The organism is Paenibacillus sp. VMFN-D1 (genome assembly GCF_003386155.1).
In the GTDB taxonomy this organism is placed as follows: Bacteria; Bacillota; Bacilli; order Paenibacillales; family Paenibacillaceae; genus Paenibacillus_AQ; species Paenibacillus_AQ favisporus.
Genome location: NZ_QRDU01000001.1, coordinates 1,080,102 through 1,093,381, shown reverse-complemented (window position 1 = coordinate 1,093,381; position 13,280 = coordinate 1,080,102). Strand labels below are relative to the sequence as shown.

Annotated in this window: 12 protein-coding genes; 3 read left to right on the top strand and 9 right to left on the bottom strand. The window is 53.6% G+C overall.

Annotation, left to right across the window (positions count from 1 at the left end; translation table 11 throughout):
• Positions 1–15 precede the first annotated feature (15 nt).
• The gene (locus tag C7820_RS05155) at positions 16–891 is read left to right on the top strand and encodes an AraC family transcriptional regulator (protein WP_076171697.1); all 876 of its coding nucleotides are present in this window, start codon (positions 16–18) and stop codon (positions 889–891) included.
• Between the two features lie 230 nt (positions 892–1,121).
• Positions 1,122–1,442, top strand: a complete 321-nt coding sequence (locus C7820_RS05150; RefSeq protein WP_076171824.1) for a DUF4190 domain-containing protein — start codon at positions 1,122–1,124, stop codon at positions 1,440–1,442.
• A gap of 137 nt (positions 1,443–1,579) precedes the next feature.
• Here the strand turns inward: C7820_RS05150 and C7820_RS05145 are convergent, their stop codons facing one another.
• From C7820_RS05145 to C7820_RS05115, 7 genes are all read right to left on the bottom strand, one after another.
• Positions 1,580–2,020 carry a MarR family winged helix-turn-helix transcriptional regulator gene (locus tag C7820_RS05145; RefSeq protein ID WP_116230019.1) on the bottom strand — a complete coding sequence of 147 codons (441 nt, stop codon included), beginning with the start codon at positions 2,018–2,020 and terminating at the stop codon, positions 1,580–1,582.
• 141 nt (positions 2,021–2,161) lie between these two features.
• A complete protein-coding gene (locus C7820_RS05140) occupies positions 2,162–3,463 on the bottom strand; it encodes a pyrimidine-nucleoside phosphorylase (protein ID WP_116230018.1) in 1,302 nt (433 codons plus the stop codon).
• A gap of 63 nt (positions 3,464–3,526) precedes the next feature.
• A complete protein-coding gene (deoD, locus tag C7820_RS05135) occupies positions 3,527–4,234 on the bottom strand; it encodes a purine-nucleoside phosphorylase (RefSeq protein WP_076171689.1) in 708 nt (235 codons plus the stop codon).
• 49 nt (positions 4,235–4,283) lie between these two features.
• Positions 4,284–5,465 carry a phosphopentomutase gene (deoB, locus tag C7820_RS05130; protein ID WP_116230017.1) on the bottom strand — a complete coding sequence of 394 codons (1,182 nt, stop codon included), beginning with the start codon at positions 5,463–5,465 and terminating at the stop codon, positions 4,284–4,286.
• Between the two features lie 47 nt (positions 5,466–5,512).
• Positions 5,513–6,691, bottom strand: a complete 1,179-nt coding sequence (locus C7820_RS05125; protein ID WP_116230016.1) for a NupC/NupG family nucleoside CNT transporter — start codon at positions 6,689–6,691, stop codon at positions 5,513–5,515.
• A 169-nt stretch (positions 6,692–6,860) separates the two neighbouring features.
• On the bottom strand, positions 6,861–7,529 hold the full coding sequence (gene deoC, locus C7820_RS05120) for a deoxyribose-phosphate aldolase (protein WP_116230015.1): 669 nt from the start codon (positions 7,527–7,529) through the stop codon (positions 6,861–6,863).
• Positions 7,530–7,769: 240 nt separating this feature from the next.
• Positions 7,770–8,705 carry a DNA-binding transcriptional repressor DeoR gene (locus C7820_RS05115; protein ID WP_076171822.1) on the bottom strand — a complete coding sequence of 312 codons (936 nt, stop codon included), beginning with the start codon at positions 8,703–8,705 and terminating at the stop codon, positions 7,770–7,772.
• Between the two features lie 284 nt (positions 8,706–8,989).
• On the opposite strand from C7820_RS05115, the gene coaA reads away from it, so the two are divergent.
• Positions 8,990–9,910, top strand: a complete 921-nt coding sequence (coaA, locus tag C7820_RS05110; protein ID WP_076171678.1) for a type I pantothenate kinase — start codon at positions 8,990–8,992, stop codon at positions 9,908–9,910.
• Here the strand turns inward: coaA and C7820_RS05105 are convergent.
• On the bottom strand, positions 9,896–12,079 hold the full coding sequence (locus tag C7820_RS05105) for an MMPL family transporter (protein WP_116230014.1): 2,184 nt from the start codon (positions 12,077–12,079) through the stop codon (positions 9,896–9,898). The two genes, coaA and C7820_RS05105, sit on opposite strands and share 15 nt — an antisense overlap.
• A gap of 40 nt (positions 12,080–12,119) precedes the next feature.
• Positions 12,120–13,262, bottom strand: a complete 1,143-nt coding sequence (locus tag C7820_RS05100) for an NAD(P)/FAD-dependent oxidoreductase (protein ID WP_181908935.1) — start codon at positions 13,260–13,262, stop codon at positions 12,120–12,122.
• Positions 13,263–13,280: the final 18 nt, after the last annotated feature.

Sequence of the window (13,280 nt, the reverse complement as noted above, 5' to 3'; positions counted from 1 at the left end):
TTTGAGGTGACTTGGATGGATAGACCCCTTGCTCTGCTGGAGCCGATGGATATGCCCGACCGTTTTTTTCCGATGAAGATCCATTATTGTACCGCCAAGGAATACGGGAAAACGCTGTTTACCCACCATTGGCACAATCATATGGAGTTTCTGTATTTTACCAAAGGCTCCGCCCTCATCGAGCTGAACTCGGTTCCTTATGAAGTTCAAGCGGGTGAGATGGTGGTCGTGAACAGCAACGACCTGCATTACGGGGTATGCCTGTCCGATGATTTGGTCTATTATGCGATGATCGTCGATATCAAGCTGCTGCAGAGCCAGACACCGGACGCTGTCGAAACGAAGTTTATTACGCCGATTACGCAGAACCAGATTATGTTCGCAAGCAAAATTTCCGGCGATCCGGAAATTACCGAGTGCGCCACGTCCCTGATCCGGGAAATGGACGAACGGGAACTCGGCTATGAGCTGTCGATCAAATCCTATCTGTACCGTTTGCTCGCCATACTGCTGCGCCGTTACGGCAAAGATACGCTTTCTCCGGAAGAGAGCCTGTACAGGCTGAAAAATTTGGAGCGGTTTACCCCTATTTTTCAATATATTGAGGAGCATTACCAAGAAGAACTGTCCGTCGATCTGCTGGCCGGGCTGGCCGGCCTCAGCCGTTTTCATTTCAGCCGCCTGTTCAAGGAGCTTACGGCGCGGACGGTGACCGAATACGTCAACACGCTTAGGATCAACAAATCCGAATACCTGCTGCGCAACTCCAGAATGAACATTTCGGAGATTGCCCTGTCTTCCGGTTTCAAGGACATCTATTATTTCAGCCGGGCCTTCAAAAAATACAAGCATGTATCCCCCTCGGAGCTGCGGAAGAGCTTCAGCGTATAGAAAGCACTGGTTTCATGATTGCTTCCTGTGTTCGGATAAAACAGGCAAAAGTGCGTCAAATCTGGGAATTTCGTCCGAAAAAATATCGACAAATAGGTCCGGCTAAGTGATAATAGACATGTTAAGCAGAATATATAAACATAAAACGTTCTGCCAAATGCAGGAGGAGGAAATCACAGTTGGATCCACATTCACCAGACCCGTATCAACATTTTCAGCCGCAGCCGCCAATGACGCCGCCTAAGACGAATGGCAAAGCCATTGCCTCAATGGTGCTCGGCATCCTAAGCGTAATGATTTTGTACATAGGATTTATCCTGGGGATTCTGGCGATCATCTTTGCCGCCCTTTCTTTTAAGGAACTCAAACGGGGGTATGAACAAGGAAAAGGCATGGCGATTGCCGGGCTCGTGTGCGGTATTATCGGCGTGCTCCTATGGGGCCTGATTCTGCTCTTCGTCGTGCTCGCGGTCGCGTTCTTCGGATCGGATATCGACTCGTCCACTTTATATGATGTTATGTCTACCGTACCAAGAGTGAAAACGGCATAACTCCCGTCCAAACGGGTACACAAAAAGGAATGAGGCATCCCGTAGCCCATTCCTTTTTCTGTTTTTAAAAATTCAGTACGTTTTCTGCGCAGTTGGGCGTTCCACGGACCGAGCGCTGCGTTGCTCGGCCGGCTGATTTATGTCAATCCCTTCGTCTCCGCGACCGCATTGGCGGACATGATCTTTAATTTGCGGATCATGTCATCGGTCTCCTCGGAGGTCAGGCCGCTCGAAATGATCTCCGTCCACGCCTTCAGCTTCGACCTGATAAACTTCCGCTTCTCCAGCCCCTTCTCGGTCAGGGTCACCAAATACGCCCGGCTGTCCTGAGGGTCCCGCATCCGCTTAACATAACCGAGCGCCTCCAGCCTGCTGATAGCCCGTGCTGTCGCCGCTTTGTTGATAAACAGGTTGGCCGACAGCTTTTCCTGCGATACCCCGTCCTCGATATACAAGTTGACCAGGAAAATGTACTCCGACGAATTAATGTCATGCTCCTTCAATTCCCGGTTCAAATAGACTTGAAACTGGCGGTGCAGCACCGATATCCACCTGGAAACACTGCCTGTCTGCTCCAATACTCTTCACCTCGAAATAATTGTTTACTAATCAACTACATATGCTGAAGTATACCTTGATTTAACGGCTTGGTCAATGAAACCTGAAGCCATATAAAAAGCCTGGAACTTCTGCAAGTTCCAGGCTCCAGCCTGTAGGGCTTATTCTGTGATGATGCCATACACCAGTGTTGGCGCTTCGGCATGATCGGAGATTCGGATATTTTCGTAAATCTTGGCGATGACGTCGTCCACGTTTTCGCGGTTCGCATGGATCGTGACGAGCGACTCACCCTTCTTCACGGAATCCCCGATCTTCTTGTTCAGCATCAGGCCGACGGCCAGATCGATCTCGGATTCCTTGGTCGCGCGGCCGGCTCCCAGCCACATGGCCGCCGTACCGATCTCGTCGGCGACGATTTCGGCGACTACGCCGTCTTCCTTCGCCGGTACTTCGATCTGGTATTTAGCCTGCGGGAGATTCTCCGGATGGTCGACGACATCAGGGTTGCCGCCCTGGTTCTTGATGAACTCCTTGAATTTCTCCAGCGCTTTGCCGTTTTTGATAACTTCCTTCAGCTTCTCTTCGGCTTCTTCCAGGGAACTGGCTTTGTTCGCCAGGAACACCATTTGGCGGCCCAGGGCGAGGCAGAGCTCTTCGAGATCCTTCGGTCCTTTGCCCTGCAGCGTATCAATGGCTTCCTTCACTTCCAGCGCATTGCCGATCGCGAAGCCGAGCGGCTGGCTCATGTCGGAGATCACGGCCATCGTTTTGCGGCCGACGTTGTTGCCGATGCTGACCATGGCGTGAGCCAGTTCCTTGGCATCGTCCACTGTTTTCATGAAAGCGCCGGCGCCCGTCTTAACGTCGAGCACGATGGCATCTGAGCCAGCGGCTATTTTTTTGCTCATGATCGAGGAAGCGATCAGCGGGATCGAGTTGACCGTGCCGGTCACATCGCGCAGAGCGTACAGCTTCTTGTCGGCCGGCGTCAGGTTACCGGTCTGCCCAATAACGGCGATTTTGTCCTGGTTCACCAGACGAACGAATTCTTCGCGGTCAATCTCCACGTGGAAGCCTTCAATCGCCTCCAGCTTGTCGATCGTACCGCCGGTATGGCCCAGACCGCGGCCCGACATTTTGGCCACCGGAATGTCCAGCGCCGCTACGAGCGGTGCCAGCACCAGCGTCGTCGTATCGCCCACACCGCCGGTGGAGTGCTTGTCGACCTTGACGCCTTCGATGGCGGACAGGTCAATCGTGTCGCCGGAATTCACCATAGCCATGGTGAGATCGGCGCGCTCGCGCTGCGTCATGTTCTGGAAAAATACAGCCATGGCCCACGCACTCATTTGGTAATCGGGGATATCCCCTTTGGTATATCCATCAATAATGAAATGAATCTCTTCCGTGGACAGCTCGCCGCCGTCCCGTTTCTTCTCAATCAAGTCAACCATTCTCATCGGATGTCTGCCTCGCTTTCCATGGGATTGTTAGTCTGTGAATGGGATGAAAGAATGCTGCCTTTACAGTCCGATCGCCGTTTCCAGAGCCACTTCCATCATGTCGTTAAACGTAGTTTGGCGCTCCTCGGCACTCGTTTCTTCACCGGTCAGAAGGTGGTCGCTAACGGTCAGCAGGGTCAATGCATTGACTCCAAACTTGGCTGCCAGCGTGTACAGGGCTGTCGTTTCCATCTCAACGGCCAGAACGCCGTGCTCCATCAGCTTCTCAACGATGGATTTATCGTCACGGTAGAAGATGTCCGAGCTGAATACGTTGCCTACGTGCAGCTTCAGACCTTTTTCAATCCCTTTATCGTACGCGGATTTCAGCAGGTTAAAGCTTGCGATCGGCGAAAAATCGTATCCTCCGAATTGGTGGCGGTTGGCGCCGGAATCGGTGCAGGAAGCCTGCGCAAGGATGACGTCACGCACATGTACATGCTCCTGCATGCTGCCGCACGTGCCGACGCGCATCAGATTTTTGACGCCGTATTCGCGGATCAGTTCATTGACGTATATGCTGATCGACGGAATTCCCATGCCGGTTCCCTGCACGGAAATACGCTGTCCTTTGTACGTGCCTGTAAAACCGAGCATGCCTCTCACTTCGTTGTAGCATTGCACATCCTGCAAATACGTTTCCGCGATAAATTTGGCCCGCAGCGGATCCCCCGGTAAAAGGATCGTTTCTGCGATTTCTCCTGCCTTGGCTCCAATATGAGTGCTCATTTCTTTTCCTCCCCATAGATCATGGATTCATGTATATTGTAAAATCGTGCTACTTCAGGTCTCCCAGGAAGCTGGTGCCGTATTTCGGCATCGTGACGCCAAAGTTCTCGGCCACGGTTGCACCGATATCAGCAAACGTCTTCCGAAGCGCGAGCTCACTGCCTCCATTTGCGAAGCGCGGTGAATATACCAACAGTGGTACGTATTCACGCGTATGATCGGTGCCGCGGTATGTCGGATCGTTGCCGTGGTCCGCTGTGATGATCAGAAGGTCGTCATCCGTCATCTTGGCAAACATTTCAGGCAAACGAGCATCGTATTCTTCCAAGGCTTGCCCGTATCCTTGCGGATCGCGGCGGTGGCCGTACAGCGCATCAAAGTCCACCAGGTTCAGGAAGCTGAGTCCCGTAAAGTCCTCATCCATAACACCGATGATCTTATCCATGCCGTCCATGTTAGATGTGGTGCGGATCGCCTTGGTCACGCCTTCCCCGTCATAAATGTCGGATATTTTGCCGATCGCGATCACGTCGAAATTCGCATCCTTCAGCTCGTTCATCACGGTGCGGTCAAACGGCTTCAGCGCATAGTCATGACGGTTGGCGGTACGCTTGAAGGATCCGGGCTGGCCCACGAACGGACGGGCAATAATCCGGCCCAGCATGTACGGATCGTCCAGCGTAATTTCCCGGCAGAATTCGCAAATTTCATAGAGTTCTTTCAACGGCACGATCTCTTCGTGAGCCGCGATTTGAAGCACGGAATCCGCTGAGGTGTAGATGATGAGCGCTCCCGTCTTCATATGTTCTTCCCCGAGCTCGTCGATAATTTCAGTGCCGCTCGCCGGCTTGTTGCCGATGACTTTGCGGCCTGTCTTCTCTTCGATTCGCTGAATCAACTCGTCCGGAAAGCCATCGGGGAACACCCGGAACGGCGTATCGATGTACAGCCCCATGATCTCCCAGTGGCCGGTCATCGTGTCTTTCCCTGCGGATTTTTCCTGCATTTTTGTATAATACGCAAGCGGCTTGTCCGCTTTGGCAATCCCTTCGATTTCGCGGATATTGGACAGGCCGAGCTTGCCCATATTCGGCATGTTCAAGCCGCCGCGCTCACGGGCGATATGCCCGAAGGTATCGACGTCAAAATCGTCGAACTGGGCGGCATCCGGCGCTTCACCGATCCCCACGGAGTCCATAACAATCAGGTGGATACGTTTAAAGTTTGGCATAAGTTTCTATCACTCCTTCATCCTTGAGTATACATGACGCAAGTCTTTTATAGAAACAGTCCGGCGATGATCGCGGACAAGACGCTGACCAGCGTCGCCCCGTACAACAGCTTCAATCCGAAACGCGCGACGACGTTACCCTGCTTCTCATGCAGGCCTTTGACCGCACCAGCGATAATGCCGATGGATGAGAAGTTCGCAAAGGAAACGAGGAACACGGATACGATGCCTGTCGTGCGTGCAGACAATGCGGTATGCTTGCCGAGTTCCAGCATGGCAACAAATTCGTTGGACACCATCTTGGTGGCCATAATGCTGCCCGCTTCCACCGCCTCCTTCCATGGAACGCCCATAACAAAGGCAAACGGTGCAAAGATGTAACCCAGCAGTTCCTGGAACGAAATGCCGAAGATGCCGTCAAAAATGCCATTGATCAGGGCGATCAGGGCGACGAAGCCGATCAGCATGGCTGCAACCGTAATGGCGACTTTGAAGCCGTCCATAATGTATTCGCCCAGCATTTCGAAGAAGGACTGCTTCTCTTCTTCCTGAACGACAAGTTCATCTTCTTCCTTGGTCACCTTGTATGGGTTCAAAATCGAAGCGATAATAAACCCGCCGAACAGGTTCAGCACCAACGCGGTGACCACGTATTTCGGATCGATCATCGTCATATAGGCGCCTACGATCGACATCGAAACGGTGGACATGGCCGAGGCGCAGAGCGTGTACAGCCGGTGCTTCGGCAGCAGTCCGATCTGCTTTTTCACGGAAATGAACACTTCGGATTGGCCCAGAATCGCGGAAGCCACCGCGTTATACGATTCCAGCTTGCCCATCCCGTTCACCTTGCTCAACACGAGCCCGATGTACCGGATAATAAACGGCAGGATGCGAAAATACTGCAGGATGCCGATCAGTGCCGATATGAAAATGATCGGCAGCAGCACGCCGAGGAAGAATGGCGCCTGTCCTTCGTTGGCGATACCGCCGAACACGAAGTTGACCCCTTCTCCGGCATAGACCAGCAGCTTTTCAAAAATACCGGAAAAGCCTTTGATCAGCGCGGTGCCAAGGACGGTGTTGAGCAGAACGTACCCCAGAATAATCTGGAGAATGATCATGATCACCAGCGGGCGGTAGCGGATCTTCCGCTTGTCGTTGCTGGCCACGAAAGACAGAGCGAAAACAACAAGTAACCCTAGTACCGCAATCAAATATTTCATAGCTGTCTCCCCAGTTGAAATTTTTTATGAAACCAAATCTATTAAGCGCTTACAGGCTTAGTATTAATAGAAACGGAAGCTTCCCGCCCGGTTTGCCATATTCCGATGTGAACCGCTTCCGTTCATTTCATGCACACTTTACTTCAGCGCGAGACTCTTCTCTTCCTTATTAATAGGAAGCCGAGGATTGGCCGCCCTCCATAATCTTGACGCCGGAGCTGGCACCGATACGGCTTGCGCCTGCTTCGATCATTTTGTTCATGTCCTCGAGACTGCGTACCCCGCCGGATGCTTTGACGCCGATGTTCGGACCTACCGTTTGGCGCATCAAGCGAACGTCTTCCGGAGTAGCACCGCCCGTGGAGAAGCCCGTCGAAGTTTTTACGAAATCGGCTCCCGCCTTAACTGCCAAGCGGCTTGCGCGTTCCTTCTCTTCGTCCGTCAGCAGGCAGGTTTCAATAATGACTTTGACCAGAGCTTTACCAGCAGCCGCATCTACCACCGCTTTGATGTCGGCTTCCACGAGATCGTCCTCGCCGTCCTTCAGCGCGCCTATATTGATGACCATGTCGACTTCCGTTGCGCCGCCAGCGATCGCGTCCTTCGCTTCAAATGCTTTGACGGCCGAAGTTGTAGCTCCCAGAGGAAAACCGATGACCGTACAAACCTTTACTTTAGAATCCTTCAGCTGTTCTGCAGCGAATTTGACCCAGGTCGTATTTACGCACACCGATGCGAATTCATACTTCTTCGCCTCGTCAATCAGCTTGCTGATCTCGGCCCGGGTGGCATCTGCCTTAAGCAGGGTATGATCAATCATTCCCGCCAAATTTGTCATTCTGATCCACTCCTTGATTCATGATAGGTTATTCTTTTATTTATCCAATTCCCTGGAATTGAAAAGCTTTTCTTTCAAGCTGCACGACTATCATAACACCGGCCTGAACATATGTAAATAGATCGTGAAATTATGTTCACAAATCGTTCTACCCACTCCCGTAATGTGTGCAAAAAAAATCCGCCCTATGTAATCCGGACGGAATTCAAAAAAAGCAATCGATATGAAATGAATGATTTTCTAAGAGATCAGAGCCTGCGCTGTAAACTGATCCGTGATCAAAATGTTCGCGTAATTGCCCGCGAGGGCCGCTTGAATGGCCTCAACCTTTCGTTCTCCACCGGCAACCAGAATGGACTTTTCCTTCTTTTGAAGCTCGTGAAGGTCGATACCCACCGTCCGGTTATTGATCTCCTCGCTGCAGATCTGGCCCGTCTCATCAAAAAAACGTGAACAGATGTCTCCGGCACCGGACTTCTTCAGCAGCTCCTGCTCCTGCTCGTTAAAATATCCCAGCCGGAAAAGCAGCGCGTCTTCCTTCACCGTACCGACCGTGAACACGGCAATGTTCGCCTGTTTGCCAAGCTCGATGATCCGGCTGATATGCCGGTCTTCCTCCACGATCCGCTTCAGCTCGATGTTGTCGAAGATGACCGGCAGCGGCAGGTATCTCGCTACCGTCTGGAACGCCTCCGCAAACAGGTTCACCGTCTCCGCCGCATAGGTGTTGACGTGGGAATGGCTGACACCGCCCTTCAGCTGCACGACTTCGACGCCTTTTACCTGCTTGGGCGCAAGCTGAAGCGCGACAGCATGCATTGTGGTCCCCCAAGTGACCCCGATAATATCCTTGTCCTGGACGATCTCGTGGAGGAATTCGGCTGCCTTTTTACTGATATGCTTCTTGATTTCCTCGTACTGATTTAACGGGGAATAACAGACCTGTACCGTATCCAAGCCGTATTTGCGCTTCAGCTTCCGGCCCAGTACGTTTAAATCTTCGCCAGGGTCGACAATTTCGATCCGCACGTAACCTTGTTCCTTGGCATGCTGAAGCAGTCTCGATACCGTCGGCCTGGAAACGCCCAGCCGCTCGGCGATATCCTGCTGGCTGTAATCGGACTGGTAATACAGTCTGGCTGCCTCAATTGCTAATCTTTGTCTTTCAATGTCCATCGTCCTCAGCTCACTTGTCCCGCTCTCGCATGATTTGGTTTACACTGATCCTATTATACCTCTTGTTCCCAAAAGCCCAAACCCTTTTGTCGATTGAACGGTTTTTCTGGTATCCATTTTTAACCCTAAGGTTTATTTAAGCCGCTTAACATGCTATAATTCAGTTCGCATTAGTAACGCGCAATGTCACAGTTTATTTTGGGATTCACTTCCCGTTTAAATACTCTTGAAACGACAGGAGCTGGTTTGGCATGGCCCTACTTTGTTTAGAAAGCGAGTGTACCATGAACACATACTCCCCTTATTATACATTTGACCGTAAGGACTGGAAGGCGGCACAAGAAGACTCGAAGCTTCCGCTGACGGAAGAGGAATTTGAACGCCTCAAGGGCTTGAACGAGAAAATTTCGCTGCGGGAAGTGCGCGACATTTATCTTCCGCTGACCCGCCTCATCCATTTGTATGTAAGTGCTTTCCAGCAGCTTCAAGAAAAGATGAACACATTCACCGGCATCCGAGCGCCCAAATCGCCTTATATTATCGGGATCGCCGGCAGCGTAGCCGTAGGCAAAAGCACGACCGCACGTCTGCTGCAAACGCTGCTGTCCAGATGGCAGGAGCATCCGCGCGTGGATCTGGTCACGACAGACGGCTTTCTGTACCCGAACCGTGTTCTTGAGGAAAAAGGCATCATGAACAAAAAGGGATTTCCGGAGAGCTACGACATCAAAAAGTTGATGCAGTTTATCAGCAGCGTCAAATCCGGACAGCCTGCACTGAAGGCCCCGGTCTATTCGCACCTGGCCTATGATATTCTGGCGGACGAGGAGCAGCTGATCGACCAGCCGGACATCCTCATTCTGGAAGGGATTAACGTCCTTCAGGTCAATACGGAGGCGCCGGTCTTTATCAGCGACTTCTTTGATTTCTCGATCTACATCGACGCCGAAGAGCAGGATATCCGCAGCTGGTATATCGAGCGTTACCAACTGCTGCGCGATACCGCCTTCCAAGATCCAAGGTCCTACTTTCACAAATTTGCCAGTCTCTCCGAAGAGGAAGCCGTGCAGAATGCATCGGAAATCTGGAGAACGATCAATCTGAAAAATTTAATGGAGAACATTCTGCCTACGAAGGCGCGTGCCAAGCTCATCTTAAAAAAAGGGCCGGATCATCAGATCCAGCAGGTATTACTCCGTAAATAACCAGCGGCGAAGCTGATGCGGCAGCCACCAATTGACATGCCCCATCAGCTTCATTAACGCTGGAACGAGCATAAAGCGGATCAGGGTCGCATCGATCAGGATCGCCGCGGCGATACCGAACCCAAGCTGTCGGACTCCTTCCACGTCCCCTGCAGTAAACGGCAAAGTGACAGCGATCATGATGGCTGCCGCTGAGGTGATCACTTTCCCCGTGGAAGACAGTCCCGCAGCTATCGCCATTTCAGCATTTCCTGTGCGATGATACACCTCGGTCATTCGGGACAGCAGGAAAACGCCGTAATCCATACTAACCCCGAACACCAATCCGAAGATAAATACCGGGATCATGACAGCGATGCTGCCTGATCCGCCCCCCAGCATCCCATCTTGAAAAAAGTACACCAGCACCCCGAACGAAGCAGTAAGGCTGAGCAGGTTCATCAGCAGTGCTTTGACCGGTATGATGATCGAACGAAAACCTGCGAATAGCACCACAAAATTGGCTATAGCCATCCAAAAAAGCACCGAAGGGAGCCTGGCTTTGATCTCTTCACTTACTTCCAGCCGGTACTTGGCTTCTCCCCCAAGCAGTATCCGAATCCCCCTCTCATTCTGTTCTTGAATTTCCCACTTTTGCAGCCATGCCTCGGTTTGCTTATCATCCATGCCTGGCCGAAGCGTCACTGACATCAACAGGTTGTCCTCACGAACGAGCGGTTGACTCGTATTCTGTGGCAGCTGCTGCAGCATTTCGGGGCTTAACAAGACCCCCGGCTGATCATTGAACTTGGGGATATTGGAAAAGATGGAGTCAACCCGGAGCACATCCCGGTCCGCCTTCAACCTTTGCCACAGCTCGTAAGCTGCGCCCCATTCCGCTGCCGACAAAGCATCCCCGCGTCCCAGCACCACCATCGGGATCACTGAGGTAAAGGGGGCGTCGAAACGGAAATCCACCAGTTCCGCCCCAAGCCGTGAAGGATAGCTTGACGGCAATGAGGCGGCATCAGGAACGGAGGTCTGCAAGTAGCGAACCGGCAGGATGCTTATCATTAGAAGCGCTGTGGACACCAGCGTCATCCGGACAGGTCTCTGCATGACGTAGCGGGTCCATCGCTGCATCAGTCCGGGCTTGAAGGTGGCTCCTGCCGCTGCGGAACTCCGCCGAATCGGGATCACCGGTGACCATAAGGTCAAAAAGGCCGGGACAAGCGTTAAATTCACCAAGGCCGATACAAAAACGACGACCATCGCCCCGATGGCGACCGAACGGAACATTGGCATCCGGATGAATGTAATGGCGATGAGCCCCAGGATCACGCAGGCGGCCGAATAGAGCACAGCCCTGCCAGCCTGCCTAATGGTGACCGACAGCGCCAGCTCTACGCGGCCGCTGGATGCCCCCCATTCCTCACGGAAGCGGCTGACAAGAATCAGTCCAAAATCGATGCCGAGCGCCAGGCCGACCATCGGTATGACGTTCAGCACGAAGTTGGACAGCTCCAGCTGCAGGCCGCTCCCAAGCCAATAAAGAATCCCCATCGAAACGCCCACGGCCGTGCACCCTGCTGCGATCGGGATGAGCGCATAGATCCAGCCGCCGAACGCATAGAACAAGATTAGAAAGGCCAGTGGCAGACCGATCAGCTCCGCCCTCTGCAAGTCATGCATACTCGCCCGATTGACATCGTCCTGCACGACAGGCTTGCCGGTCAGCGTGATCTTCACACCGGGCGGCTCGGGCAAAGCTGAACGAATGGCGTCAAGCCCCGTCCCGGCGGACTGATGCCGGGTGTTCAACCCCAACAGGGCATAGGCGGCTTGGTTGTCCATCATCCCCTCATGCTCCAGCGGTGAAATGACGGTCAGGCTGCCGTCCACCCGCCGGAGATGTTCCAATACCGTCCGGATTCCCGATTCAAATGAAGCGCGGGAAGCTCCGAGCTCCCGTTCGAAGACGACAATGGCCGGTTCATTGGGGAGTTGGTAATCTTCTGACAGGATCCGCTCTACCTGTGCGGAAGTTCCCTCCGTACGCAGCCCGTGATCCTTCAGGATGGAAGGCAGTGATATCGCTGCCGAACCGCACAGGACGAGCAGCGCAGTCCAGCACGCCAGCACCCACGCAGGATAGCGGAGAGCAAGTCCGGTTATGAAACGGTAAATCACCCGATTCCCTCCTCCTGGCGGCATGCGGTCTGTAGTCTAACTAAGACATCGTGTTCTTCAGCCGCGTCGCTTTGACCAATGAATCGGCGACCGGCGGGAACAGCCGGGCAAAGCCTGACAGAATCCTTCCGGCAGAGGGCCGGGCGCTGATTGCCTGCAAGTAGCGCCCTTTTCGCAAAATACCGCTGAACTCACGGTGTACAGCCTCGGTATACAGCCGCTCCCAGTCCTGCATGTTAAGCTCGCCCCGCAAATAGCGGTCGGCAAACGAGGCGCACAGAATGCCGGAGCGCAGGGCGGCGCTCATCCCGTCTCCAAAGAGCGGCGGAATCATGGCGCAGGCATCTCCGGCATGCGGAATCATCCGCCAGGGCTGAGGCCGGCGGGACAAATATACCGGCGCGGTCGAGATCATCGTCCCGTCGGTCGGCGTTCCTTCCGACAATCGGCGGGCAAGCAGGGGATTGCCGCTTGCCGCAAAATCCAGCAGCTCCTTCATCTTCACTCCCGCGCCTTTCAACCGGTCCCGCCGCAAAAGCGCGGCTACATTATAGGTGCCCGCTTCCACAGGGGCGATCCCGATGTAGCCTCCGGGAACCAGATAAAGTTCCACGGCTTCCGTCCCTGCGAGTCCGGTCATATGCGTTTTAATCCCGATGTAGGCGTGCCCGTCCTGCCCCATTTCTTCATAATCGATCAAATCCGGCCGGCGGTGACAGCCCCAGGCGGCGATCACCGTCCTCGCCTCCAGCGTATCGCTGAGTCCGCCAGTCCGCGTCCCGACGATATATCCGCCTCCATCCTCACGGGCATGAATGCTTGTGACCGTCGTCGCGTCCCGTATTTCCACGCCTGCCTCCCTTGCAGCCCTGTGCAGGCCGGCATCCAGCGTATACCGGCTGATGCCCCAGCCTGTACCGGGGAGCGCTGCTTCCAGCACCTGTCCATGCCTCAGCACCAGGCGGGCCCGGTGAATCGGATTCGGCTCCATTCGCTCGACAGCCTCCGCTACACCAAGGCTGGCCAGCGTCTCCTTCGCCTCCGGAGACAGAAATTCCCCGCATGGCTTATGACGGGGAAAATACTGTCGGTCTATGAGCACGGTCTTCCACCCTTGGGCGGACAGCCGGATAGCTAAACTGCAGCCGGCAAGGCCAGCTCCGATGATGACCGCGTCCTGCATGGGAATCATCTCCTTTCG